This window comes from Timaviella obliquedivisa GSE-PSE-MK23-08B, assembly GCA_019358855.1.
Lineage (GTDB): Bacteria > Cyanobacteriota > Cyanobacteriia > Elainellales > Elainellaceae > Timaviella > Timaviella obliquedivisa.
Genome location: JAHHII010000016.1, coordinates 1 through 25891, shown reverse-complemented (window position 1 = coordinate 25891; position 25891 = coordinate 1). Strand labels below are relative to the sequence as shown.

General features: G+C 48.8%; 20 protein-coding genes. 3 read left to right on the top strand and 17 right to left on the bottom strand.

Going from position 1 to position 25891, the window contains the following annotated elements; all coding sequences use genetic code 11:
* Nucleotides 1–60 precede the first annotated feature (60 nt).
* From KME11_20245 to KME11_20230, 4 genes are all read right to left on the bottom strand, one after another.
* Complete coding sequence (locus KME11_20245; GenBank protein ID MBW4517542.1) at nucleotides 61–1383, bottom strand: FAD-dependent oxidoreductase; 1323 nt, start codon at nucleotides 1381–1383, stop codon at nucleotides 61–63.
* 3 nt (nucleotides 1384–1386) lie between these two features.
* On the bottom strand, nucleotides 1387–2520 hold the full coding sequence (gene cobD, locus KME11_20240; protein ID MBW4517541.1) for a threonine-phosphate decarboxylase CobD: 1134 nt from the start codon (nucleotides 2518–2520) through the stop codon (nucleotides 1387–1389).
* An 11-nt stretch (nucleotides 2521–2531) separates the two neighbouring features.
* Complete coding sequence (locus KME11_20235) at nucleotides 2532–2813, bottom strand: HU family DNA-binding protein (GenBank protein ID MBW4517540.1); 282 nt, start codon at nucleotides 2811–2813, stop codon at nucleotides 2532–2534.
* Between the two features lie 289 nt (nucleotides 2814–3102).
* Entirely contained in the window at nucleotides 3103–5538 is a 2436-nt protein-coding gene (locus KME11_20230) for a bile acid beta-glucosidase (protein MBW4517539.1), read from the bottom strand.
* A gap of 279 nt (nucleotides 5539–5817) precedes the next feature.
* Between KME11_20230 and KME11_20225 the strand changes: the two genes are divergently transcribed.
* Nucleotides 5818–7230 carry a HAMP domain-containing histidine kinase gene (locus tag KME11_20225; protein ID MBW4517538.1) on the top strand — a complete coding sequence of 471 codons (1413 nt, stop codon included), beginning with the start codon at nucleotides 5818–5820 and terminating at the stop codon, nucleotides 7228–7230.
* 132 nt (nucleotides 7231–7362) lie between these two features.
* Here KME11_20225 and KME11_20220 read toward each other — a convergent pair whose 3' ends face one another.
* From KME11_20220 to KME11_20210, 3 genes are all read right to left on the bottom strand, one after another.
* The gene (locus KME11_20220; protein MBW4517537.1) at nucleotides 7363–8622 is read right to left on the bottom strand and encodes an FAD-dependent hydroxylase; all 1260 of its coding nucleotides are present in this window, start codon (nucleotides 8620–8622) and stop codon (nucleotides 7363–7365) included.
* A 98-nt stretch (nucleotides 8623–8720) separates the two neighbouring features.
* The gene (locus KME11_20215; GenBank protein MBW4517536.1) at nucleotides 8721–9512 is read right to left on the bottom strand and encodes a YebC/PmpR family DNA-binding transcriptional regulator; all 792 of its coding nucleotides are present in this window, start codon (nucleotides 9510–9512) and stop codon (nucleotides 8721–8723) included.
* A 92-nt stretch (nucleotides 9513–9604) separates the two neighbouring features.
* A complete protein-coding gene (locus KME11_20210; protein ID MBW4517535.1) occupies nucleotides 9605–9754 on the bottom strand; it encodes a hypothetical protein in 150 nt (49 codons plus the stop codon).
* A gap of 34 nt (nucleotides 9755–9788) precedes the next feature.
* Between KME11_20210 and KME11_20205 the strand changes: the two genes are divergently transcribed.
* The gene (locus tag KME11_20205; protein ID MBW4517534.1) at nucleotides 9789–10016 is read left to right on the top strand and encodes a hypothetical protein; all 228 of its coding nucleotides are present in this window, start codon (nucleotides 9789–9791) and stop codon (nucleotides 10014–10016) included.
* A gap of 89 nt (nucleotides 10017–10105) precedes the next feature.
* On the opposite strand, the gene KME11_20200 is transcribed toward KME11_20205, so the two are convergent.
* Nucleotides 10106–12061, bottom strand: coding sequence for a 50S ribosome-binding GTPase (locus KME11_20200; protein MBW4517533.1), 1956 nt, complete (start codon nucleotides 12059–12061; stop codon nucleotides 10106–10108).
* A gap of 90 nt (nucleotides 12062–12151) precedes the next feature.
* On the opposite strand from KME11_20200, the gene KME11_20195 reads away from it, so the two are divergent.
* Nucleotides 12152–12622, top strand: coding sequence for a nucleoside 2-deoxyribosyltransferase (locus tag KME11_20195; GenBank protein MBW4517532.1), 471 nt, complete (start codon nucleotides 12152–12154; stop codon nucleotides 12620–12622).
* A gap of 134 nt (nucleotides 12623–12756) precedes the next feature.
* On the opposite strand, the gene KME11_20190 is transcribed toward KME11_20195, so the two are convergent.
* The 9 genes from KME11_20190 to KME11_20150 form a co-directional block, all read right to left on the bottom strand.
* A complete protein-coding gene (locus KME11_20190; protein MBW4517531.1) occupies nucleotides 12757–13863 on the bottom strand; it encodes a hypothetical protein in 1107 nt (368 codons plus the stop codon).
* 124 nt (nucleotides 13864–13987) lie between these two features.
* Nucleotides 13988–15673, bottom strand: coding sequence for a CHRD domain-containing protein (locus KME11_20185; protein MBW4517530.1), 1686 nt, complete (start codon nucleotides 15671–15673; stop codon nucleotides 13988–13990).
* A 452-nt stretch (nucleotides 15674–16125) separates the two neighbouring features.
* The gene (locus tag KME11_20180; protein ID MBW4517529.1) at nucleotides 16126–16626 is read right to left on the bottom strand and encodes a DUF2808 domain-containing protein; all 501 of its coding nucleotides are present in this window, start codon (nucleotides 16624–16626) and stop codon (nucleotides 16126–16128) included.
* Nucleotides 16627–16663: 37 nt separating this feature from the next.
* Nucleotides 16664–18175, bottom strand: a complete 1512-nt coding sequence (locus KME11_20175; GenBank protein ID MBW4517528.1) for an FHA domain-containing protein — start codon at nucleotides 18173–18175, stop codon at nucleotides 16664–16666.
* Between the two features lie 36 nt (nucleotides 18176–18211).
* A complete protein-coding gene (locus KME11_20170; protein MBW4517527.1) occupies nucleotides 18212–19921 on the bottom strand; it encodes a hypothetical protein in 1710 nt (569 codons plus the stop codon).
* A 56-nt stretch (nucleotides 19922–19977) separates the two neighbouring features.
* The gene (locus tag KME11_20165) at nucleotides 19978–21441 is read right to left on the bottom strand and encodes an HlyD family secretion protein (GenBank protein ID MBW4517526.1); all 1464 of its coding nucleotides are present in this window, start codon (nucleotides 21439–21441) and stop codon (nucleotides 19978–19980) included.
* A 57-nt stretch (nucleotides 21442–21498) separates the two neighbouring features.
* Entirely contained in the window at nucleotides 21499–24537 is a 3039-nt protein-coding gene (locus KME11_20160) for a peptidase domain-containing ABC transporter (GenBank protein ID MBW4517525.1), read from the bottom strand.
* A gap of 21 nt (nucleotides 24538–24558) precedes the next feature.
* On the bottom strand, nucleotides 24559–25296 hold the full coding sequence (locus KME11_20155; protein MBW4517524.1) for a peptidyl-prolyl cis-trans isomerase: 738 nt from the start codon (nucleotides 25294–25296) through the stop codon (nucleotides 24559–24561).
* 505 nt (nucleotides 25297–25801) lie between these two features.
* Nucleotides 25802–25891: transposase (locus tag KME11_20150; GenBank protein MBW4517523.1), on the bottom strand; the 90-nt coding region annotated here is incomplete at its 5' end.

Genomic DNA, 25891 nt, shown 5'->3' with positions numbered 1-25891 from the left:
TTGTAAGTCAAAAGGGGTATTGTCAAAAGATCGTTAATCTAGCTCGAACTCTTTTCTGCTCTACGTTTGCTGCCTCAGCAAAAACTGGACGACTCCTTGTGGATCTCTCGAAGCGATCGCCTTCACTTTTAACTTGGAGCGCATGGCAAAGGCGATCGCACTGATCGTTTCACTTGCACCCTTGCCCGTCATCTGTGCTCCTAAGATTTCACCGTTGCGCCGCACTACAATTTGGCAAAAGCCAGCTACTTCGTTTTGAATTGCCCCTTTGTTGGGTAGCTGTTGGTGTAGAACTCTGACATTTTTGTAGATCTTTTTCGCCTGTGCTTCGGTTAACCCAACTTGAGAAAACTCTGGCTGGGTCTGGATTCCCCATGGTACCCATCGATATTCAATTGGTATCTTTTGGAAAGACAAAGCGTTGCTTACAGCAATACCTGCTTCGTACTCTGCCAGATGAGGAATTGCGTAACCGCCTAAAGTTTCGCCACAGGCATAGACTTGTAAATTAGAGGTTTGGAGATGACGGTTCACGGGAATACCCTGGAGTTGCCATTGAACATCGATCGCTTCTAAGTTAAGGTGTTCCAAGGGCGATCGCCGTCCCATTGCAATTAATAATTCCTCGGCTTCAAAAAGCTTATCTCCAGCCCATACTCGCTTTAGATCTCCCTGTTGTTCGACTTGAGTGACTTGGCAGCTTGTAAAAATCGTTATACCTTCTGCTTCTATTTGCGATCGTAGCTCGTTCATTACTGTGGTATCTGCTTGCTTTAAGAGATGCCTCTGTTCAGTAATTAGCGTTACCTCAGTGCCCAGGCGGTTGAAGCTTTGAGCCAACTCAATGCCTGCTGGCTCGTTGTGGAGAATGATTAGTCGTGGAGGAGGGCTTTGCCAGGGCTGATGAATCAGTGAATCGGGGGTGAGGTAGGCAATACTTCGAGCAATCTGGGGAATGGCAGGTTGGGTGGCAAGGGCAAGGAGGTAAGTGCGCGATCGCAACACTCTGCCGTTAATTTCCAGTCCTTGAGGATGGCGAATGAATGTACATTTCCCAATAACCACATCGACTCCTACAGTAGCCAATGATTCAACAGATTGTTCTGGGGTTAAGGTTTCGGCAACACGAGTTGTCCACTCGGTTAAGGTATGCCACTGAAAAGGTAGAGTAGTAGAGGGGAAGCCCCAGAGGTCGGCGTGGCACATTTGGTGAGCAACTTGTGCCGCATGAGCAAGGGCTTGGCGATGAAGAGCCGTGGGGATTAGGTGGGAGGAGGGTTCGATCAGGGCAATCCGGGCTTTGGTTTGGGCAGCTTTGGCGGCGGCATAGCGGGCTGTGTGGGTGCCGCCGATAATGATGATGTCGTAGTCAATTCCTTTCACCGATTATCCTTTTAGGGTACTTAAGGTACTTAAAGTTTGAGTTAATCCTTTTAGGAGACGATCGTTTTCAAGTGCGGTGCGAATAGCAATGCGGAAATAGCGATCGCCCAGTTCAGCAAAGCTAGTGCAGTCACGAATCAGAATTTTGTGTTGCTGTAGAAGTTCTTGCTGAAGTTGTAGAACGGGATAGTCAGATTGAACCAGAAAATAGTTGGCGACTCCAGGAAGGGGTTGTAGTCCAGGGATATTAGCGAGTTGGCGATAGAGGGGCGATCGCGTTTGTTCTAGCCAGTCAAAGGTGTGTTGCTGAAAGGCTATGTCTTGTAATACAGCGATCGCAGCGGCTTCAGCAAGGACGTTCACTGACCATGGATCGCGCCATTCTTGCCAGCGTTGCAGACGATCGGGGTGAGCGATCGCATAACCCAGTCTTAATCCTGGTAAACTGTAGAACTTAGTGAGCGATCGCAGTATCACTAAATTAGGATATTGAGTGATCAATGCAATCAAGCTTTGCTGGTGATCGGGTAAGACAAAATCCATAAAGGCTTCGTCAACTACCACGAGCGAAAATCGTTCTAGTAAAGGACGAATCGCCTCTACTGAAAACATTGCACCTGTTGGATTGTGGGGATTGTTAAGCAGTAAGCCAGCAGTGTTGGTCAGCGAAGATAAGGTTGGGCACGGAGTAAGGACAACTCCTGGCGAGGCTGTCAAGGGATAGCTTAAGGCGATCGGGCAAGGGTGCAAAGTTGCGCCGAATGATTTTAAGGCTCTGTAATAATCACCAAATGCGGGGGTAATTAGGGCAGTACTGGGGAGTTCGGCAAGTTCGCGGCTTGCCCAGGTGAGCAGTTCTGCTGAACCATTGCCGGGGAGCACCCAGCCAGGGTCGATCTGATGATGGGCGGCGAGAACTTGCCGCAGATGAAGGTAGCGGGGGTCGGGGTAATGGGTGAGGCTGTCCCAACTGGCTTGGATGGCAGCGATCGCCGACTTTGGCGGCCCTAAGGGATTGATGCTAGCAGAAAAATCTAAAATATCTAGGGGAGAACAGCCTGCTAGCGATGCTGCCCAGGCGATGTTCCCCCCGTGTTGAGGTCGGTTGACGGGTTGTGCGAATGAAAAATCTTGCACTGAAATTCCCGTTACTTGGCGGGTGCCACCATTTCTTTAAATAATTTGCCAGCCGAAAATGCAGGAACCTTGGTTGCCGGAATTTCCATGGCTTCCCCGGTTTTAGGATTGCGTCCTTCGCGGGCTTTGCGCTCACGAGGCTCGAAGGAACCGAAGCCCACCAAGGTGACTTTATCGCCTTTGGATACAGCTTCCATGATGGAGTCGATCGCCGCAGATAGGACAGAATCTGCTTGCTTTTTGGTCACTCCGGCTTTTTCTGAAACCTTATCTACTAATTCACCTTTATTCATTGGGGTATCTCCTAGGAACGTTCGTCGAATTTACGGATTGGATCTCTGGCTGAGATTGCAAGTTAAACGTTTGAGTGGGTTTAGATTCAGAATGGCTGAAACCCTAGCAAACTCGAATTTTCACTGCCTTATTCTAGATGGAAGATTTACCATATGGATCGTCAGAACCTCTAATTTATTAGATTTCAAGGTTTTTTTAGAAAATTTATCGTTGATCTGAGCCGTTTTTAGGAATTTTTACTTAGTCAAACCTGTTCAAACCTAAAATTGTCTGAAGGTAATGCAAGCTTTAATACACCTTGGAATGACTGAAACCTGCGATCGCCCCATACACTAACCAAATTGCCATTGCCCGCAAGTAATGACTCGCTCGAAACGTCTCAGCCGCCGTAATCGCTTCCGGTGTCCGAAACTGTAGCCCATTATCGTAAACCTGTCGCACCACGGCTTCTGTCAACTTCAGAGCGTCGTCGCGCCGATTCATTTGCACTAAAAATGCTGCTAACCCAAAGTTAATGCCCGTCCACACTTCCAGCGGATGCGTGTCTTTAGGGTCAACCGCCGATCCATCTAGTCTCACGCCATTAGCAGCGCCAATTTTGCCATCGTGAAACTTGAGGAAACAAGCTTCGTAGACCGTGGCTAAAGCAGATTGGGCACAGGCTTCGGGCACCACGTCTGGCAACCCCAATAGGTGCGCATAGAACTGTCCACAAAGTTGATCTGCCATAACGACCTCTGAGCCGCTGTCGCTGTCGAGGCGATAGTATTGACCGTTCCACAGGGTGTTGTGGTACACGGCGCGGGATTGGGTGAGCCAGGATTGGAAGTTTTGAAGCTGGGCGTTGAGATTAGGGAGCGGATGATCTGTAGAAAGTAGCTTTCCTATGGCGATCGCCGCCTCTAGTGCCGCAATCCACAGCCCGCCGCAGTAGGCGCTAATTCCCTGAAGTCGCCAATCATCAAACGTTTGGTCGGGTGCGCCAGAGTTTTCTGGAATGCCATCTCCGTCTAAATCGAGCGCTTTGAGATATTCTAAGGCTGCCGCGATCGCCTCCCAACACTCTGCTAAGAACGCCGTATCGGTGCCGCCCGTCATGACAAAATCGCGGTAGACCTGCAACACAAAATCGCTGCCTAAATCTTTCCACAGGTTGCAATCTTGGTAGCTGGTGTAGTTCGTTTTTTCCCAGACATGCTCATTAGGCGCACCTAAATCATGGGGTGTGGCGTTTTTGGCTTTGCGCAACGCTTGGGGGCTTTCCGAACCCATGACATAGTAGTAACCAATGATGCGTGTGCTGACATTTTCGGCAGGAATTGCCCGCGCGAACGCTCGCAGAATTGCTTTATCAAGTTCGGGGAACAGCATCAGCAGGGCAAAAGAACCATATAGCCGCACATCCAGACTTTCGTACCAGCGATAGTCTAAGCATTCCAGCACCGCGAACTGTCCATAGGGATCGCGTTCATCGGCAGCGCTCCACAGGGTGCCGCCGCTGGTGAGGTCGTATAGCTCGTTGAAGAGCGCCATTTTGAACCAGTCGGGCAGGTCGGGGCGATCGAGAATGGGCTGCTGCCATTGCTGGATTTGGGTTTGCCAGTGGCGATAGTTCTGAATAGCGGTGAGGGCGATCGCCTGGGCGTTGGCTCCGGTGCGTCCAAAAAAATCGGTGTAGCGGCGGAAGTAATTCACGCCTTCGGCAAATTCTGTGACTGGGAAATCCCAGGCGACGGCGAAGGGAATGCGCTGGGTGGCTCCAGGCGGCAAGGTGAACCGGATGGCGATCGCGGCTCCAAGTTGCTCGCCTTTCGACACTGCCTCATTTTCCTGATTACTCAGCGATCCATCTGCGGCAAACTGCCGCCACACTTCCGCGCCATCGCCCTGCGGATTCCAGCGGGTCTGAAAAAATGTCTCTGGGGCGATCGCATCCATAACCGACGGATCTGCAAAAATTGCCCACTGTCCATCCCCTTCTGCCGGAGGTGTCGTTGCCGAACCTGCCATCAGACAGCCCAGCCCTTGCCCTTGCTCAGTCAAGCGATTTACTTGTCCAGCGCTTTGCCCAATTCGTGGCTGATACTGATAGACCGGACTGCCATCATCGCGGACTTTCACCTCTGGCGATTTCAAGGTATTGGTAAACCAGCCCACCATGTTCTGCCAGGTCAGCATGATGCTCAGGGTAATTGGCTGCTCGGTAGGATTATGCGCCGTCCATTCAAAGCAGGCGATCGGGTAGCTCGATTCCTGATAATTGTCTGCCCAAATGGGCGAGAACTGTTCGCAGGTTAATTCTGCCTGAAAGACATTCTCATAGACATACCAACTGCGGGGAAACAGCGCATGATAAGTGCCGCCCTTCTTTGGATACCATTGCCAAGTCTTCAACGTGCCGTCTGTAGGTGGCTCTGTGCAAAGGGCGTAGGCTTGAGTACGCCGCTCTGCGTTTGTTTCGGAGCCGCCAACCTGCTCAAATATGCTGAACTGGCAAGCGGGCATTGTTTGAAAAATATGTTCCCCCCCATCAATGTGCCAGAGGTTAAAATCTCCCTTTGAGGAGCGACCGATGCACCCTGCTCCAAAGCCACCTAGCGGCATCCCGTGCCACGGCCCATCATCAATGTTGCTGGCATAGCGGACGGTGTAGGGCTTCGTCCAGCCTAAACCGATCGGGCGGCTCCAGGTGCAAGGCGGAATATCAGGGTGAGATTTAATCATGGGTTGATTTTACTGGGGTGCGGTGTCGTTTGCACAATCCGTAAATTTTCACAAAAATTGTCGATATTTTGGCAATATTCTAGAGAAAAATTCTAATTGTTTCGATCGCTCACTTTAACCCTCAGCCCTGACTCTCCGTAGGGTTAACTAGAAAAAAGATCCTCTCTAGTCACAATGTTTGTGCTGTAAAAAGATCGGGAACTCTGGGTGCAATGAAACAACCATCGGTCAAATTTATACGCGATGGCATACGTAGACAATACGAGGGAAGGGGTTGTGATGATCAGTCCTGAGAATGGATTATCTGGTCGCCTTGAGCACATGGCAGACTTAGAACAGGCGCGGTTGCAAACTTTGACAGCATTGGGTTTGCTCGAAACTGAGAGTGTGCCTGTATTTGAGGAAGCCACTCAAACCGCAGCACATTTCCTTGAGGCTTCTATTTGCGTGTTGGGCGTGCTCGATCGCCATCGCTTATGGTACAAATCTGCCGTGGGTTTATCGCGGTTGGGGCTGATGAACAGCTTGGCTTCGACGAGGCAGATCGATCGCACCGAGTCTTTCTGTGCCCAAGTTGTAGAAACTCAGCAAGTCTTGGCGATCGCCGATGCCTCCAAACATCCTACTTTTGCCACGACTGCCCTCGTTCAACATTATGGCGTTCGAGCTTATCTAGGAGTGCCCATCATGACTTCCGACGGGGTCTGTGTTGGCACCCTGGCAATCATGGAACTAGAACCCCGCAGCTTTACCCGGAAGGACATTGACTTTTTGCAACTCATGGCGCGTTGGAGCATGAGTGAGTTTGAGCGCGATCGCTTAATTAAACGTACCCCTCAGCCCTCCCTCACAAATGAACCTGCTCCTGTCTCTATCAAAGCTAGTCTGATTTCTCAAATGACCCAAGAGCTTTGCACGCCGCTGACCTCAATCCTGGGCATGGGCAGCGTTTTAAGCCAAGGTATCTATGGCACCCTCACCGACAAACAGCAGGAATATATTGGAATTATTCACAACAGCGGACAGTATTTGCTGTCGTTGGTTAATGAGATTGTCGATTTGGGTGCGTTAGACGATAGCGATCGCGCCCTTAACTTAATGCCTGTTGACATTGAAATGCTCTGCCAGCAGGCGATCGGCACCCTCGCCCAGTCTGCCCAACGCCGCGAACAGCAAATTAGACTCACCATAGAACCCGGACAGCGAATTTGGCTCCTCGATAAAGGTAAAGTTCGGCAGCTAATTTATCATCTGGTGTTTGGCATCATTCAAACCTCTAATGCAGGAGGAACTATTCGCATTCACGTTTCGCGCAAGCAAGCCGACCTCAGCCTTACCATTTGGATTTCCCATCCTTGGCTGGGCGATGGTTTACCCACTGACTATTCACCCCAGTCAACGAACCGCCTTGCCTTAGTGGGTGCAGATTCGGATCTCAATGAATTTTCATCAGCATCCTCAGCGACTTGGAATGTTAATGACTTGCCCGAAGAATATTTAACGTATTCTGAATCTTATAAAACTACTGAAGAGTCGAAGCAACCGGACGTGTCTCGGCAAGGCTTAGGATTGCTGTTGAGCAGCCATTTAGCAGAACTGCATGGGGGAAACATCACCATCAAAGGTTCAAGCGAAGAAGGCTACCGCTATGTTGTGCGGCTGCCTCATTTGCAGAGTCAAGAAGCAAGTTAAGGATCGGAGATAGGGAGGAGCAATAAAATAACGTCCCGCTCCGCCCCCTAAATCCCCCAATTTTGGGGGACTTTGAAAGGCTCGGAAGTCCCCCAAAATAGGGGATTTAGGGGGCTGGAAAGTTAGTGCATCTTACTGAGGTTTTATTTTCACGCAACTTCCTAAGTCGGGTTTACGTCCACCTGTGCCAGTCATCATCCGTAGTGCCACAAACTTAAGCGGACGTATTACTTTCATCACTCGCAGTCCTAAACGGCGCACAATAACGATCGGTAGCCAACTGCTAGAGAAACTGCGATCGAGAAAATCAGTAAATCCTAAAATCATCAGGTTTTCTAGTTTTCGCCACCGTTCGTAATGTCGCAGGACGGGCAGGCTACCGAGATCTTTGCCTTGGCGGTGAGCCGTTTGCAGCACTTGGGCGAGTGCCGCCACATCTCGAATGCCTAAGTTTAAGCCTTGTCCCCCCACCGGATGACAGCAGTGAGCCGCATCGCCGACCAGGGCAAGGCGGGGGCTAATGTATCGATCGCTCTGCATCAATTGCACAGGAAATAGGAGGCGATCGCTCAATAGCTCCAACTTGCCCAACTGCCCCTGATAACGACGATTGAGTTCGGCTAAAAAGTCGGCTTCGGTGCCAGTTGCCCATTGCCGTGCCTCATCGTGGGGAGCCGTCAGGACAATTTGACAGCGGTTATTAGGCAGGGGCAGCGTTGCAAAGGGGCCGCTCGACCAAAAGTGTTCGCGGGCAATGTTGCCGTGGGAGGCTTCAGGACGAATCACTGCCGTGACGCAGGATTGCCAGTACTGCCAGCCGTGGGTTTTGATGCCTGCTTGTTGGCGCAAGGGCGATCGCCCTCCATCTGCGGCTACCATCAGCTTTGTCCGAATCTGCTGTTGTTCTCCATCTAGGGCGATCGTCACCACTGCGGCATCTGTTCCATATTCCACTTCTATCACTTCCGCAGGGCAAATCCAGGTGACCGATTCACTGGATTCCAGAGCATCTAGCAATGCCTGCACCAAGACTCGGTGTTCTCCCACATAGCCCAAATTTTGGGTGCCTAAGTCTTCGGGGCGCAGGTCTACGACGGCAGGATAGTCGGCATCGGCGAGGCTAATTTGGCGAAAGGTGGTGATGTGGGGCAAAATATGTTGCCAAATGCCCAGACCTGTGAAGATGCGCTCGGTCATCAGCGAAAGGTGATATGCCCGCTGCTGCTGCAATCCAGCGGTACGGGGCTTGGTTTCGATGAGGGCAATGCGAAGTCCTGAGTCTTTCAGGGCACAGGCGAGGGTTAGCCCTGCAATCCCGGCTCCAGCGATCGCCACATCATAAGTAACCTGCTGCGCGGAGGAAGAAATGGAGGAATGCTGAGCCAGAACCATTGGGGATTTTGAAGAAACGTTAAGCTGCTAGTTTTATTGTGCCGCGATTCTAGCGGACTTTCAAGCGAGGCATTCTGAAGGCGTTTTGAGAATATTCCTCAAACCAAACTGGTCAGCAGCTCATCCGCCATTTCAAAGTTGGCAGTGACGCTTTGCACATCGTCTAGTTCTTGCAGAACCTCCATCATCCGTAGGAGCGATCGCGCTTGTTCTGCGTCGGTTACCTCAACGCTGTTGTTAGGAATCCAGCGAATTTCAGCTTGTTCCACAAGATAACCTTGTTCTTTAAGGCTCTGGACAAGCTGCTCCAGGTTAGTCGGTTCGGTGAAAATTTCTGCACCGGGAATATCTTCCTCAACTTCAAGGAGTTCATACGTCTCTGCACCGCCTTCTAGTGCCGCTTCTAGTAGAGCTTCTTCATTTATTACTGCCCGTTCCTTTTTGCTTGCAGGGGGATGTGCCTTGATGGTCACTACGCCTTTTTGGTCAAACATCCAGCTTACACAGCCTGTTTCGCCCATGTTCCCACCCCGTTTGCTGAATGCAGACCTCAAATCTCCGGCGGTGCGATTGCGGTTATCGGTCAGCGCTTCGACAATGACTGCCACGCCGCCTGCTCCGTAGCCCTCATAGCGGATGGATTCCAGGGCATCTTCGCCGCCAAAGGTGCCTGCCCCTTTGGCGATCGCCCGTTCGATATTTTCCTTAGGAACACCCGCCGCCTTTGCCTGATCGATGGCAGTCCGAAGCTGAAAATTGGCAGACGGGTCAGGTACGCCTGCGCGCGCTGCGATGATAATTGCCCGTGACATTTTTGCCGAAGTTGCTCCTTTGCCTGCATCTGTCTTGGCTTTTTGCCGTTGGATGGTTGCCCATTTACTATGTGACATGAATCTAATGGCGATCGTGTAATGGTCTAACCAATAGGATAAACAAAGATGAGGGAAACGAAGATAGGGTTGAAGAAAAGGCGTTGCTGAATCTAAGTATGATTTTCCCTCATCACCTTTATTGGGCAATGCCCAATTCTTAAAGGAAAGGCTGTGCGATCGCCATTGTGTGAGGTTGCGATCGCTTCGTGTCGAGTCACACTGCCATGAGGTCGAGTGACAATGGCAGCGTGTTGGGTCACACTGGCATTGTAGAGAGCGCAATTAGAAAGTTGAGTGGTGACATTGTCATTGCGCCAGGTTGCGATCGCATTGCAGGAGCTACGCCATAGACAGACGGTAGCCCGTGATGCTCTGCCTTATCTCACCAAGACACTCATGTACTTGCCACTGGCAAACGGTACGGGGGCATTGCTGAATGAGAATATGAATCTGCTCAAAGCCCCTTTCCTTCAGGAGAGGGGTTGGGGGAGAGGTCGCGCGCGCTGCGTTATCGAAACCTAACCCCTAACCCCTTCCCTGCGAGGGCAGGGGAACCGGATTTTGATTTAGTGACACCGTAAAAAGGTCTTCTGTTTGATAGAAAGGGGCGATCATGCTGGTTGCGTCAAATAATAATTGAACCGTTCCTGCAATTGCTCCATTGTTAAGTCCTGCGTCCAGTACTCTACTAGCGCATGACCCAATGCACTAGCAGCACGATCGGCGGGAGCAGAATTGTCTATTAATAATGACCAGAGCGATCGCAAATCGAAGTTTAAAGGATTGCCTTTAGGGTTAAGTAGCAAAAACAGATCGTATGCCATCTGAAGTTTGCCAATGACCACGGGTAACTCCTCGACGGGAATCTTTTGTGCCAACACATACGCCAGGGCTGGCGTTCCGGTAGATAGGGTAGAAATGAATTGCAGGACAGGACTTTTAAGAAACATTGTTAGCCCTTGAGTCGTTGTCATTTGCAACGTGTAGCGATCGATGATTTTTGCTGCCGCGATCGTTCGGGCATCTAAGTTGCGCAGAAAATGGGCGAGGCGGAGTTGTTTCGCTGGGGCGATCGCTTCTAGCAGTGCCAATGACAACGCCTCTATACCCCAAGCCATTCGCCCAGAACCACCTGCCGAAGAATCACCCATCACAATCGGTAACACGCGATCGCAAAACTCACCTAAAAGCTGTGCCCGATATTCAACCGCTTCCCGAATCGCGATTTCCTTAGGTCGATCGCCCCATTGCCAATCATAGGGCGGCTCCCACTCCCGCACGGGACGAAGGCGATCGACCTGAGAAACGATCGCCAGAGTCGGCAATTCTAAATCCTGCATTTCCTTCAGAAAATCGACATCCATTTGCAGCGCTGGATCAAGGGCAGGTGTGACCAGGAGGAGGAGATCGGCTTTTGTGCCAAAGTCCAGTACCTGTTCTCGAAAATCACTGCGGTTAACTTGTTCGTAACCTGGCGTGTCCCAAAGGATTAACGTTTCACCCTCTGCTTGCCACTGATAGCTTTGAATTTGGTCGGTGCTAGGCAATACATCTACTGCGATCGGCTCGGCTTGCACTTGTTGAGGTTGAGCCGATCGTGGCTGAACCCGATCGGCTTGAAACAGTGTGTTGATCAGGCTGCTTTTTCCGGCTCCGGTACGTCCGACTAGCAAGATATTCAGGGGCTTTTGTGCAACGACTTCGGCGGGCTGGGCTTGGGAAAGAATGTCGCGTAGGGTTTGAGTTTTAGCGAGGGGAATGGCGGGGTCTGTTGCGGTTCCGAAAGAATCGGGGAGAGCGCTGCCGCCGTAGAGGGCGATCGCTTGCTGACATAAATTGCGCAAAGCCGCTTCTCGCAAAAGTTGGCTGAGGTTGAACAATAGCTGCTGGTTTGCCTGATTGCTGGAAGGCTGACTGGCGCGTTTTGCAACTGCCACAACAGGGTTTAAGACCCACTGCGCCCAATCCCAAACTTGTCCCAGTTTGCGTGCCGAGGGTTCTAACTTGCGGTAAACTTCGTAGCCTTGGTAGGCTTGACCAACGGTTAATTGACTGAGTACGGGCGATAACTTTTGCATCCATTGATCCATGTCATCGACTGTTCCTCGAATCAGTCCGTAGGCTTGCGGCACATAGATGTTAAGAAGGGGATATTTAACTTCAGGATGGTGGATGTGGGCGATCGCGCTTACCAGATCTTGACAACGTTTCCAGAAAGTTTGCCAGTCTTCCCAAATTGGGCGATCGCTTTGTGCCGCCAACAAAAGTTCTTGAAGCACGATTGCCGCTTGTGCCCCTGTCCTTCCCTCCCCCGTTCCACCGGAAGATGCTGAAGACTTAAGTTCTTGATTAACCTCTGCGATCGCGGCTTCGACCTGGCGAATTTCGGGCTGTGTCCAGTTGACCAACAGCCAACGCCAGCCCAACAGCAACAGCGGCACTAAGCCCCAAATCCAATTAATGCCCCACTCATGGATTTGTAATCCTGCGGCAATCAGCAAGAAACTAACGAGGATGGCGATCGGGCTGATCAATACTAGCCACTGCCAAGATTTTAGTTGCACCATAACCTGTCCCAGCTTGCCTGATAAATTAAGTTGCCTGATGATATTAGACTGATGATACCGCTAGTACCTTTCAGTCGCACCGAGACAGACATGACTCGCAAAATTATCTACTTGGCTAGCCCCTACGGTTTCTCGGCTCAACAAAAGGCACTGCTGTTACCGCCTATTGTGCGATCGCTAGAAAGCTTGGGGGCTGAGGTTTGGGAACCGTTTGAGCGCAATAACCAGGTTGATCTTTCGCAGCCAGGATGGGCGTATCAGGTGGCGCAAGCAGATTTGAATGATGTGAAGAACTGTGATGGAATTTTCGCCATTGTGAATGGCACGCCTCCTGATGAAGGCGTAATGGTGGAGTTGGGTGTGGCGATCGCGCTCAACAAGGCAATCTTTTTGTTTCGAGATGATTTTCGACGGTGTACCGATAGCGAAAAATATCCCCTCAACCTGATGTTATTTGCAGGCTTGCCAGAGATAGGCTGGGAAAGCTGCTTTTACACTTCGGTTGAGGAGATTGGCGCACCAGATAAGTCGCTGTTTGGCTGGTTAGGGAGTTGCAATTAAATAACGCCCCGAACCGCCCCCTAAATCCCCCAGAATGGGGGACTTTGACAGGTTCGGAAGTCCCCCAGAATGGGGGATTTAGGGGGCTGATAAGTCAATGCATCCCATTGGGGTTTCATTTTCACGCAACTCCCTTAGCGTGAAGAATTAAAAGTCGATGCTGCTGTCAACGATGAATCATCACCTTCAAAAGCTGCTTCAAGTTGCTGCACCAAGAACTGCAAACCCCGACTTATTTGACCAACATTCACTTTCAGAGCATCAAAATCTAAATCAAAGTCTGTTCCTAGAGTGATGTCATCATCATTACTGATTAGGTTACTGATGCCAAAATCAGCGTTAATGTCATCAGCATCATTAGCGATCGCCACCTTGTCAGAATGGTCGTGAGAACCGTCATGAGAATGGCTGCTAGAATCGAGATTAGAATCGGTATCAAAACGGGTATCAGAATCGGTATTATCATCGTCATTACTCACGTTTTTGGTTTCTACTGAGTCAGCATCAAAGTTGGCGTTGGCAGCATTTTCCCCGTCATCAATTGCGACATTATTCGCCTCAAGGTCAGCACTGGCATCATCACTACTAGCGTCGATCGCCGCAGTGTCAACGTTACTATCTTGTGCTAGGAACGATGCTGCCAACTGTTCAAAACTATCGCTCAGTCCTTCAAAGCCATCACTGACCGCTTGAAACGCTTCACCGATAGACTCTGCATTATCTAACTCACTGAGGGCAGCCATCATGAACGGGTTCAAACTCGCATCTTCAGCGATGCTCAAACTCGAGTCTTGAGCTAACGGAGCAGGTGGCGTTACGGTCGTGGAATCTAAGCCCGGTATTGCGTCTGCCAATGCGTCTTCCAAAGACTGACCTGAAACGACTTGCAGCGATGGGTTCGTAACATCAACTGGAGCCTCAAGGCTGGATAAAGAACCTTCTTCAGCGAATGGATCGGGTGGCGTTATGGTCGTCGGATCTAAGCCCGGTATTGCATCTGCCAACGCGTCTTCTAAGGACTGACCGGAAACGATGCGTAAGGATGGGTTTGTGTCATTGCCAAGGGCATCAAGGCTAGACAGCATATCCATTAGAGACTGATCGAAGTCAGCGCTTTGTATAGAAGAGCCTTGTGATTCAGTCAATGCTGCATTCGTATCTAAACTTGTGACGGAAACATCAGCGGCTAATGCTGAGTCTTCCATGCCGAGGTTATCGACTGCTGCGATCGCATCTAACATTGAGTTGTCTCCATGATTTTCAAGATTTCGTTAACCGAAGGGAGAAGCGTTTGATATATTTTTTTTCAAAAATCTCTGAAATCAATATCTAATTGCCTCGCCCTCCGATGATCAACAAGGCTGATTAAGCAGATCGCACAACGTTTTTATTGAAGTTCGTTCGATTCTCTCCAGTCAAGAACCCACCTTTGCCATCTCCATCCAAATCTACGTTGGTATGAGTGTTGACATAGAAGAGTCCACCCAGTAACGCTGCTTGTTCTTGGGGCGTTAACTCAAACTCACCTGTGATTGTTCCAGCTTTCGCGCTCGTGGACGTATTGTTAAAATACCGAACTACCGTAGCATCAGCAAAGTTGCCCCGCACATCTCCTGCCGGGCTAAAGTGTAAGTGCGTTCCAGTGATTTGGTTGCCCTCCACGTCTTCAGGAACTCTCAGGAAGCCATCCAGGAACGGCTGAGCCTGGGCACCGTTAAGAATCACAGCGGTTGGGTCAATAGTCGTTTCTCCTTGGCTAAAGAGAGGTGCGCCATCAAAGTTTTTGTAAGTTCCGTTAACGCGCAACACGCCGCCTTTAAGGTCAAGATTGAGCCGAGTGCTGCCAGGGCTGTCGGTAGCAAAAGGAAATTCTTCGCCAGATCGGGCTGTACGGAATTTGAACGTATCATCACCAGGAGCCAAGAAATCATCGCCTTCACCACCTACTAGTTTGTCGCGTCCTTGACCTCCAGTCAGTTGCCCGCTCCCTTCTTGAGTATTGGAAAACTGGGAATTTTTGGCAGCATCAAGCGCAGTAGAACTGACTCTAAAGAAGTTACTCTCGTTGATGGTATCTGAGTTGACAAAGGCGAGCGAGGCTAAAATATGCCCGTCAGACTTGTCGATAATCAAGGTGTTGGTAACGCTGTCTAGAGGCTGGTTGAGTCCACCTTTACCAGGGTTTTTACCTTGGGCGATAACGATGTTGCTCATATCTAAACCATCGGCTAGAACAAAGCGATCGCGGTCTGGATTGAAGTCAAAAATCCGGTTAGTGGTTTCATCGCCCAACACAATCGTATCAGAGCCACCGCCTGTGGTGATGGTGTTTAGTCCAGCGCCGTTACCAAAGATGAGATCATTGCCACCTGCGCCAATCACGGTGTTGTTACCTGCGCCTGGATCAAGTAGATCGCCTTTAGCGCCAAACCTGCGAGTTAGATCTCTAACTTGGCGAGTTGCGTCAGCGTTAACGCCTTTTGCCGAAGATACATCGTCTAGGGAAATGTGGAACTGTGGCGCAGTACCCGGATTACCGTGATCATGATCGTCGGTCACAGCAGGTGCATTATCGACACTAAATCCCTGTAAATCTGAATCAGCGGGTTGGGGTGCAGTTGTTGTGGGATCTAAGCCAGGAATAACATCGGCAAGTGCTTCTGTCGGAGATTCTGTTGTCATTAGTCGCAATGAGTTAGCAACAGATGGATCGGCAGAGGACTCAAGGGAATCGCCAACGGGCGTGTTAGCAGTAGGTGCTTGAGCCTCACTAGGAGCTTGTTCCTGATCTAGGGCTTGAGCCTCTTGGGCAGCAACTTGTGGCTCAGGTTCAGTCACCACGACGGGCGCAACAGGGGCGGTAGGGGCAGCAGGCTCACCTAGGGCAGCATTTAAGGACTGACCTAATTCAGTCTCTTGAATGGATGAACCGATCGAGCTATTTGCAGTGGAATTAGAGTCAACAGGGCTGAGGATATCGGTTGCACCGACAGAATTGTGATTGTGATTATCTAGATGGGTATCAAGAGGCTTTGTTTCTAAGGCTTCCATGGTTTCTCCTAGTAATTGTGAAAAGAACGAACTGGAACTAAATAATTAATGACTCGTGATACAGAAGAACACACGTGGAGGAATAGCAGTTGCTAATGTTCATCTATACTCTCAGGGCAAAGCCTTGAGACAAGCTAATGAACTAAAACTTTCAGGTGAATAAATACTTTAGGATCTAGCAGAGCGATCGCCCATAGATCTCATTCAACGTACATTACAGAGGCAACCGTTAAGGAACGGCGGTACGAATGAAGGTTCTCAATCTGCTAGAAAAGCTTAACTGCTGTAGGTCATCCTACCCCCGACATTATAACAATCATTTCTCATGAATTCAAATTTAATTTACTATTTATTTTGAATTCATTCATGAATTGATGGGACGTTATTTCGGAGTGAAAAAAATTAGATCTAGTACAGGAATAGATTGTTCTCAACAGAGTGAAAAATACAGTCTACTCAAATACTAATGTTCCATCTCCTACAAAAGCAGGAACAGAGTTTTCTGGCTCTGGATAAGCTGCAATGCCATACTCTCGTTCGCCAGATGGCGCGTTTTCTCCTACTTCTAAAACAACTGTAAAAGTAGTGCCAGGTGCCAATGTGGGAGCGAATTCGACCCAGACTACACCAATTTCATCCACCCAGGCATCGCTTAATTCAACGCTCTGTCCGGTAGCGCGTGTCCCTAAAAATACTTGAGTTTTCTCTAAGTTGAAGGGCAGGCGACTTCCTTCTGGGGTAAGGTCACTAAAGCTGAGTTTTGCTAGTTCTTCTCCGGCGTTTTCGGGGATGGTGACTGTGAAGTAGGCTTTCTGATTGGCGATCGCCACGCGATTTAGTCTAGGAGCATGGTCAAAACTAATGGTTTGTAGATCTAAGCTTATTGCCCCTTCACCTAAGCCAATGAGTAGACTGGCAGCAGTCGTTGCAACTGTTAAATAAACCTGTCTCATGAATTCTCTCCTGTTTTTAGATCTGGGTTTTTACGAGCTACGCATCCACTACCAACGAACCGACCGGATGTGCAACACAGGCTAAAGCGTGCCCTGCCTCTCGGTCGGCAGCAGTCAGGGCAGTGGGTGCTGTGGCATAGCGAACGCGACCTTGAGTTCGCACTTTGCAAGCGCCACAGCCTCCTGCTCGGCAGGCATTGGGAATGCTAATGCCCTCTTGTTCGGCAAGTTCGAGAATGGAAAGCTCACCGTCTGCTAGAACGTTCACACCTGATTGACTAAAGCTGATCTCAGCAGTATCTACCGCGATAGGTTGAGCGATCGCCACGCGGGATAACTGATGTCCGTTGCCGTTACTCTCGGTCGTTCCTTTATTGCCTATAAATGTATCCTCAAGACCTGTTTCTGTTTTTAGCTGTGTGGTATTGCTGGCAGAAGCAGGGCGATATCCACCAAAGCTTTCTTCTTGGTAAGAAGACATCGGGAAGTCTAACGCCGTCAGGATAGATTTAATGTTTTGCATCCAGTCCTTAGAACCACAAACGTAGACAGCGCGATCGCTTAAATCGGGTACAACCATTTGCAGCATCATGTTTGAAATGCGTCCTGTCAGCCCTGTCCAATTGGACTGAGCAGAAGGTCTGCTGACAGTGAATGCTAACCGGAAGTTAGGGATTTGGGCTGCCATAACCTCTAGCTCGCGGCGAAAGATAATATCTTCGGGTGTCCGAGCGCTATGCAAGAAAATAATATCGCAGGGAGCCAGAGTATCTTGAACCCACCTTGCCATGCTCATCATGGGCGTAATGCCGCTGCCTGCGGATGCCAGGAGAATTTTGGGTGGTGCAGGCAGGCAGGTAAAGTTGCCCATCGGTGCGCCCCGAAGCTTGATGCGATCGCCTACTTGCAAGCGATCGTGCATCCAGTTAGAGACTAATCCAGGGGGAAGATCATTGCGCAGACGAGGCAGTCGCTTGATGGTGACAGCAAGATGATGAGGGCGTGTAGGCGAGGATGAAATAGAATAGGGACGTACAACAGGTTTTCCATCAATTTCCACTTCCAAATTCACGAATTGTCCAGGTTTGTAGTGAAATAGAGTGGCTGGCTCAGCTGTAAAACAAAAGGTCTTAACATCTGCTGTTTCATCAATGATGCGACAGCAACGCACCTGTAGATCGCCCTGCCATTCTGAAGCCATCTTTAATGGTTGATGCGAGGCAAGGTCTAACGAAGTCAGTGCCGTTAGTTCTTCGATCTGTAAATAAGTCTCTCCTAAAACCAGTAAGTCTCCTTTGTGGAGAGGCTTCCTTTCACTAGGTAAAAGCTCGGTGCTATTTAGAGTCGTGCCATGTTGACTAATGTTTTCAAAGTAATAAACATCATCTTCATAAGAAATGCGTCCATGGGTACGGCTTACATCTAGCGTCGTTAACACAATCTGACAGCGCGGATCTCTACCAATAATCCACTCGCGTTCATCGGCAGGTTCTAAGGTATAGTCTTGAAATAGTTGGTGGTTGAAGTTAACAGATTTCAGTTTCAACATGATGGTATTGAGATTAAAGGTCAGTTTGCCATAGCGCTATAGTCGTTGTTTCTTGCGTATAGACCGTTTTTTTACAGGTCTAACAATCGTCCGGGCAAGAGTTTCAGCATCGTGTAGGTAAGAAGCAAATGATTGCCAGCGGGGGGCTATTAAAACTTCAGGACTGGTTTTTCCGATCGCCTCTATTGCTGCCAAATGATCTGCTTCTCCCAACTGAAGTTCTTGTCGCAGCTTTTCACAAAAATCGAAGCTTCGAGAAGCATGGGTTACACCTTGTTCGATTAGCTCTTGCAGAACGCCTGTGTAAGTTTGTACGCGCAAATGGTGAGAAAGTCCGGGAAGAATTTTTACCAGCAGGTCAAGTTCATCGGGAGAGAGAGTTTCAAGCGATCGCCCCTTTAACAGTGCTGGATCAAGCTGAAGCCGCTGGAGTTGCTTGCGCAAACTATTTGCCATACTTTCCCGTTCGTATTGCTCACGGGTGCGTCCTAAGGTTTGAAACATCCAGATTGCACCAATCAGAACAACCAATGCATTGAACGCCAGCACGAACGTTGTGGGTAATCGATTTAGGGATGGACGTGCTCCATAGGAGAAGAACGCCCAGAAGGAGACGACAGTGAATACGGTAAAGGAAAAATGTTGTGCTTGTTCTGCGGAAACTGCTCGTCCACGCCACCGAGCATGTTGACGATAGAGTTTCTCGAGCGTTAACCCTAGGCTGAAGGTAATGGCGACAAGAACGCCGTAGGTGAGATAAACCGCGATCGCTTTGGGAATGGCGATCGCATGTCCATGGATATAAAATCCTGGATCGAATATTCGTGTGAGCAGAGCTTCTTCGTGAGTCCAAGCGCCAGTGAAATAATAATCCCAGTTGCCTGCATAAAGGAAATAGTAAAGGTAAAACCCAATGACCATTCCTAGATATCCATACTGTACGAGTCGCCGTCCTGGCAGTTGCAACTCCTGCCAATAGGATTTTTCTGCATCAATATCAATGCAAGCGACTTTGCAACCCACACAGGCGCTTTTTTCTTGTCCAGTGCTATCTACAGTGCGACACATGGATTGAGTAATGCCGGGTGCAACGTGAGCTTTACTACCTAGTAAGGCGCGTGGGCCCGTATAAATCATCTGAACCGGAGCCATGGGGCAGAAGTAGTTGCACCAGCTTTTTCCAGCGTAGAGATAACCAATGATTACAGCAGAGAAGATTGTTCCGATAAGGAAATAAGCCAGGGCAGTGCGATCGCCATTTACAAATAAGATTCGTATGCCTAAACCTAGTATGAATAATCCGAACTGTACGTAAAGATGATTTTCTCCTAACCAAGAATGTTCACCCACAGTAACCAACTCATATCGAACGTCGCGAGTCACTGGATCAACAACTTTACGTTTTCGTTGGATGCCCAAAGCCCGAGGAATTTGCGAGAAAAAAGATAACGGGCAGATTCGTCGCCAAAACTCATGACCTAGAGTCATTAAAATCAAAATACCCGCAGGCACAATCATTGCCCACCAAATTAAGACACTGAGGGAATAGGGTTTTTGGACAATGCAGTTTTCTCGGATTTTAATACAACTGGTGAGATCGAGATGAAAAGGACTGCTGAGGTTGCTTGGCTCAGTTAATAAAGGTGTGAAAGGATCGTAAAACAGTGAAGCAATTAACACTAGCCATCCGAGGGCAAGCACCCACCGGACGCGGTGCATAGTTCTTTCTGAAGCTTGGCTCAACATAGGATATCAGTATTCTAGGGGTGTTCTGAGAGAGATGATTATGGATGATTAAATAGTTAACGAGTCGATCGCAAACTATCCCAAGCCTTAATCAACTCGTCTGCCACATAGCTAATGGGTGCACGGGAACGCACTTTTATATTGGCTCCAACTGTCATTCCGGGCACCAATGAAAGCGGTTTTCCTTGACGTTCTAAAGACTGTGTTTTTAGTTTCACCTCAATCGGGAAAACTGTTTGTCCTGGAGTTTGTTGACTAGCAGGTAATGCTTCTCGACTGATTTTTGTTACTGTTCCCTTAACTGCTCCAAACTCAGTAAAAGGGTAAGCATCAATACGAACATCCACTGTCATTCCTTCTTGCAAATTAGCAATATCGGCGTTGGCAACTTGAATGCGAGCAATCAGAGATTCGCTAGGCACGACTTGGAGCAAAACCTGTGCAGGTTGGGCAACGACACCGGGTAACTTATGCACTAAATTAACTACTATGCCATTGACTGGAGCACGTAAGTCTTGACTTTCCAGGTCATGTTGAATTTGTTTAAGCTGTGCTGAGATTTGCAGCAGTTGACGCTCGTTGGTTTTAACAGTGGTATCAACCTGAGTGTCTAACGATGCCAACTGTTGTTGGACATCCTGGTAGGCAGTTGCTTGAACCCTTTGGGTTTCAACTTGGGCTTGTTGCTGGCTAAGCTGTAGTTGGCTTTTCTGGAGATTAGCCTGGTTAATTTGGCTTTGCAACGCACTAACATCCACAACTCGCTTCATAACATCTGCTCGAGCGATCGCCCCTGATTCGGCAAGCGGCTGCAACTTATCTAGCAATCCCTGCTCAACCTGAAGTTGGTACTCGGTCTGAGTTGCCTGGGAATTGGTTGCAGCAATTTGGGCGTTTAGATTAGAAGTTTGCAGTTGGTTAATCGATAGCTGATTGTTTAACTGCTGCTGAAACAGGGCATATCGTTGCTGTTGATCAGGAGCTAACCCAGCAGGGTTACCAGAGAGTTGTGACACGAGGAGCGATCGCTCTTGAATTTGATTTTTCAGTTCTGGAGGAAGTTCACCCGTCGCTGTCGCAAATTCACCTTGTCGTGCCATTCGCAGCGCCGCCACTTCTTGGATCATCTGTCCTCGCTGCTCTGACAAAGTTTCTAATTGATCATAGAGCGGGGTTTTATCAAGTTGCATTAACAACTGTCCTTTTTTGACCGTTTCTCCTTCGCGTACCATCACCGAAGTCACAACTCCGCCAACCCGCGACTGCACAACCTGAGTTTGAGAAATTGGCTCTAGCTTGCCTCTGGCTGCCACCACCACATCTACCCGTGCTACAACCGACCAAATGCCCGTTGCCGTTATGCCTAGCAGCATGATCTGGGTAATGCGTTCTACCCAAACAGCAGGCTGAGGAAGACTTAACGCGCCTCCATTCGCCTCCTCTTCTATTTGTTTAACGATCGACTCGTGGTGGTTTTGAAGAACGCGCAGAGGATTGAATGATGAAATCTTGGGGCTCATAGTATTCCTCCTTCAAGGTGATGCTGAATGGAATAATCAGCAGAATGATCAGTGCAACTAACGAGATGCTTGACTAAACAAGCTATAGTAAAGCTGCCGATTCGTCATTAAATCTGCGTGAGTACCTTGCTCGATAACGACACCAGATTGCATATAAATAATCCAATCTGCACCTGCAACAGTATTAAGACGGTGGGTAATAAAGAACACGGTGCGATCGCGGAAATAACTTCTTAATTGGGCACAAACTTGGCGTTCTGTTTCATAGTCTAAAGCACTGGTCGCCTCATCAAAAATTAACAGGCGTGGATTGCTAGCCACAACCCGTGCAATGGCAATTCGCTGACGTTGCCCACCCGACAATAGACCGCCGCGTTCGCCCACCGGAGTGTTATAGCCCTCTGGTAATTGCATAATAAAGTCATGGGCGTTGGCTACTTTTGCTGCTGCAATTACATCGTCATCTTCAAATTCTGAGAACAGAGTGATGTTGTCTCGAATACTACCCTCAAACAGCACAGAATCTTGAGGCACGTAGCCAATCTGCCGCCGTAGGGAACTCAATTTAACTTTGCTAATATCGAATCCATCAATCAAAATATTGCCGGATTGAGGCGTATACAAACGCGGTAAAAGTTTTACCAACGTACTTTTTCCTGAACCGCTTTGTCCGACCACCCCGACAAAGGCACCCGCTGGAATTTCTAAACTCACATTCGAGAGTTGCTGTTGCCCTGGCTTGAAACCAAAACAAAGATCCTGACACTGAACTCGACCCTCAATGGCAGGCATTCGGACATGGGCATCGTCTCGCTGAGGATCTGCCTCCATTGGGCTTTCGACAATATCTGCCAGTAGCTCCATTGATAATGAGGCTTCCTGAACCTGCTGCCAAAGGCGAGAGAGACGAGTGAAGGGGCCTGTAACTGAACCAGACAAGATGCGAAAGGCAATCAATCCGCCCAGTGTGAGTTTGCCTTCAATGACCAATCCTGCACCAATCCACAATACGAGAAAACCGCTAAGAGTGTTCAAAAATTGGCTAAATGAGCCAAAAATTGTAGTGATGTTTGAGGCGGTAAAACCGCTGGTGAGGTATTTAACATAGCGATCGCGCCACGTTGCTTCTACCAATCCTTCCATGTTCTGAGCCTTGACCGTAAACATTCCACCCAAGGCTTCAATTAAGTAAGATTGCACCTTCGAGCCATGATCTGCTCTGACTCGAATCAGCCGTCGTTGAATCGTTGCCACCAGCACTGTAGAAATCATGATGACCGGAAGCATCAGCAGTACACAAACCGTTAGCGGCACGCTGTATAGGAACATCACTGCCACGTACATGGTGGAAAAGATTACGTCTAACACAGCCGTCAGTGCCGTTCCTGTTAAGAACTGCCGAATCTTTTCTAGCTCTGCTAGCCTGGCTGATAACTCACCTACAGGGCGCTTTTCAAAGAAGCCGAGGGGCAAGTGCAACAAATGACGGATGACTTCGGTTCCCAGTCGTAAATCTAGTCGCAACGTTGTATTGGCAAATAAATAAGTTCGTAGAATTGTCAATATGCCTTCTAGTAAGGCAAACGCTACCATTAACAAACCAAAGGTCGGCATCGCGCCCTGATTCGCATTAACAATAACTTTATCAATGACCTGCTGTACTAACAGCGGGTTCGCTAGCCCAAGCACCTGCACAAATGCTGAAGCCAATAAGACCTGAACTAGAATTCCCCGTTGTGCGGCTAATAGCGGAAGAAACCAACTGAAGCCAAAATGTTTAATCGGAGTTTGGGGTTGGCGCTCTAAAATAACAGCGCGGCAGGAGCCTTTGTCTGAGTCTAGCCGCGACGCCAGTTCGGCAGGCGATACCCGTAGCAGTCCTGAACGAGGCGAACCGACAACGGCGGTCTTGGAAGTTGCCTCATACAGGACAGTTAAAAGACCCCGGCAAGGCACAATTGCCGGGGCGCTCAAGCGATTGAGTCCACCTGGCGAAGGGGTAAAGTGGACAATCCTGGCATCTAAACCAATCGCCTGAGCAATGCGAACACACAAATCTAGTGGATCAAATTCTTCTAGCGATCGCTGCCCCAACTGTCGCCGCATTGAATCAGGACGGTAAGGCAATTTGAGAAACTGACAAACCATGTCGAAACAAGCCACCACATCTTCCGTGAGATTAGGGGAGGGCGATCGCCGAACTGGGTAACTTTGGGGCTTACGATCTTGGGTGAGCAAGCCTACTGGCGCAGTCTCAACAGCGGCACCCGGCAACAAGCGTAAATCAATCGATGATTCGATTGATGATTCGATCGATCGGGGAATTGCACCCTTTAGAATTGCCGATGCTAGAAAGTTTCGATCAATTCCTAGCAAGCGCACCGGAAAAGGTGAAGGTTGCACTTGACGCAACTGCTGCGGCAAATTAACGGGCGTACCGACTGGCGTATTGAGTAATGCACCTCCACTGACCAGCCAAACTCGCTCATCTGACAATTGCAGCAACAGCGCCACAGGCTTTGTTTTAGACGGATACCAGTGGTGTACCGATGCTAATTCTTCCTGTTGAATATATCGCACTACGTCTTTAAGATTAACGCCCGAAAAGTAACTGGGCATTGCCGACAAAAAAGCAGAGAGAGTGTCAAATAATTCAATCAGGCTCACTTGCCGAGCGATCGCAGGCATTAAATACTTCAACGCCAACGGCTCAAATTCATCCGCAGACAATGCCAACGTTAGAATTGACTGTCCAGCCTCAGAGGTGGGCAGAGAAGTCGGCAAAGCTGCCCGCACTGTACCGACTGCAACCCGCCTCAACAAACTATCCCAGCCAATAACCGAACCTTTACCCGACACCGCTAAAGTTGGGCTTTGATGCGATGTCGGTCCTAAAACGCGTACCTGTCCTTGCACAACACAATGAATATCCGACGGCAACTCCTGATCAGGGTAAATCACATCTCCAGGATTGAAGGAACAGAGACGGAGTTTACATACGATCGCTTCTTGTAAATGTTCGGGTAGCGATCGATAGAGCCACGTTTCATAGAAAACGGGAAGGAACGAGCGAACTTGGATATCAACTTGCGTCATTACTTCTTTTGGAGATACTTTTTATACTGCTTCTGATTGCATCTGAATGCCACCGGGTTGCGACATCAACGTATTGACTTGAGCATTGAGCCAGCGATCGTATAAACGAGTCATTAAACTAGCGCGTACTGCCTCAGTTAAACGAGCCGCAATCAACTTTTCTAGCCGCACGATCCAAAAAACCTCACCGATCTTAATGGGCGCACAAACCGCAGTTTGTCCACCCCGAAATAGATTCGCCACTTCGGGTGGCAGTTCCGACATTGCCATCGGACCTAACCTGCCTCCAGGTCGTCCCTGACCATACTGACGAGCCAGCATTTCAAACTCGGCTCCATCATCTCGCAGATGAAAATAGAGCTCTTGCGCCAAAGGCAAATCAATCAATTGCAGCAAGCTAAACTCTACCTGATCAAACTCTGGCTTGAGCCGAATAAACTCAGCCTCGATTTGATTTGCAAAATAAGTTTGTTTAAACTTTTGCACCCGCAATTCTCGCAATATCACACCCTTAAAATAAACAGGCGTAATCTCCATCTGCTGACACCATTGACCTACAAATTCTTGTAGATTTGGCATCTCTGCATTAACGTCGCCGCCCAAAGCCGAAAATAGTTCTTGCTCTGATAGCGGGACTTGCTCGATCGCGCCGTCTAGTAAAACTTGTCCAACTAAAGGCTCTAAGAGCTTGTATTGGACTAATGCTGAAACAATTTGATCGCTGTTGAGTTGGCGATCGCCAATTTTCAATGCACTCATGACAACCTTCTAAATTCGTCAAAGAGAGCAGATGACCCCCTGAAATTCTCATGTCTCTATGAGCTTATTGTGCGACTCCAGATCCTTTTGTCAGGAGGCAATTTTCCGACGCGGTTCCCTCTTTGTTAAAAAGAAAACGGGGGATGGTCGGCTGGAGACACTATAAACTCTAAACTTTCCTTACTATGGCATCATAAGTTTGCGTAGTCAACCTCATATAACTTGTTAACTACGCAATCTGTAAATTCTGCCTCTGTCTAAAGCCATATATCACTAGAGTTGAAGCAGAATTTTAGATAAAATGAACGTGAAAAATTAAATCTAAACCAACGAAAATTTCTAGTTCTATTACTGTGCTAGAAAATAAAAACAATTTGAAATAGAACTGTGACTGCACTTAATTCATACGCAGATTGAACCCCTGCACAATCTGCATATACAACAGTTTCACCTAAGATCTGGTCTGAACTTAGAGGATGTTTGAAAAGTTATGGCAAGTCAGATTTTACGCCAATCGCCTCACCATAATCCGGATCATCGCCAGATAGATCAGAGTCTCTGAGGTCTGCGGAAGGTGTTCATAATCTTTGTTCAA

Bases quoted from the DNA above. Each gene is read 5' to 3' on its own strand.
- KME11_20155 (MBW4517524.1), bottom strand. From the start codon at position 25,296: ATGAGTGCATTGAAAATTGGCGATCGCCAACTCAACAGCGATCAAATT.
- KME11_20180 (MBW4517529.1), bottom strand. From the start codon at position 16,626: ATGAGACAGGTTTATTTAACAGTTGCAACGACTGCTGCCAGTCTACTC.
- KME11_20165 (MBW4517526.1), bottom strand. From the start codon at position 21,441: ATGAGCCCCAAGATTTCATCATTCAATCCTCTGCGCGTTCTTCAAAAC.
- KME11_20185 (MBW4517530.1), bottom strand. From the start codon at position 15,673: ATGGAAGCCTTAGAAACAAAGCCTCTTGATACCCATCTAGATAATCAC.
- KME11_20215 (MBW4517536.1), bottom strand. From the start codon at position 9,512: ATGTCACATAGTAAATGGGCAACCATCCAACGGCAAAAAGCCAAGACA.
- KME11_20190 (MBW4517531.1), bottom strand. From the start codon at position 13,863: ATGTTAGATGCGATCGCAGCAGTCGATAACCTCGGCATGGAAGACTCA.
- KME11_20170 (MBW4517527.1), bottom strand. From the start codon at position 19,921: ATGTTGAGCCAAGCTTCAGAAAGAACTATGCACCGCGTCCGGTGGGTG.
- KME11_20225 (MBW4517538.1), top strand. From the start codon at position 5,818: ATGATCAGTCCTGAGAATGGATTATCTGGTCGCCTTGAGCACATGGCA.
- KME11_20195 (MBW4517532.1), top strand. From the start codon at position 12,152: ATGACTCGCAAAATTATCTACTTGGCTAGCCCCTACGGTTTCTCGGCT.
- KME11_20160 (MBW4517525.1), bottom strand. From the start codon at position 24,537: ATGACGCAAGTTGATATCCAAGTTCGCTCGTTCCTTCCCGTTTTCTAT.
- KME11_20220 (MBW4517537.1), bottom strand. From the start codon at position 8,622: ATGGTTCTGGCTCAGCATTCCTCCATTTCTTCCTCCGCGCAGCAGGTT.
- KME11_20200 (MBW4517533.1), bottom strand. From the start codon at position 12,061: ATGGTGCAACTAAAATCTTGGCAGTGGCTAGTATTGATCAGCCCGATC.
- KME11_20230 (MBW4517539.1), bottom strand. From the start codon at position 5,538: ATGATTAAATCTCACCCTGATATTCCGCCTTGCACCTGGAGCCGCCCG.
- KME11_20235 (MBW4517540.1), bottom strand. From the start codon at position 2,813: ATGAATAAAGGTGAATTAGTAGATAAGGTTTCAGAAAAAGCCGGAGTG.
- KME11_20175 (MBW4517528.1), bottom strand. From the start codon at position 18,175: ATGTTGAAACTGAAATCTGTTAACTTCAACCACCAACTATTTCAAGAC.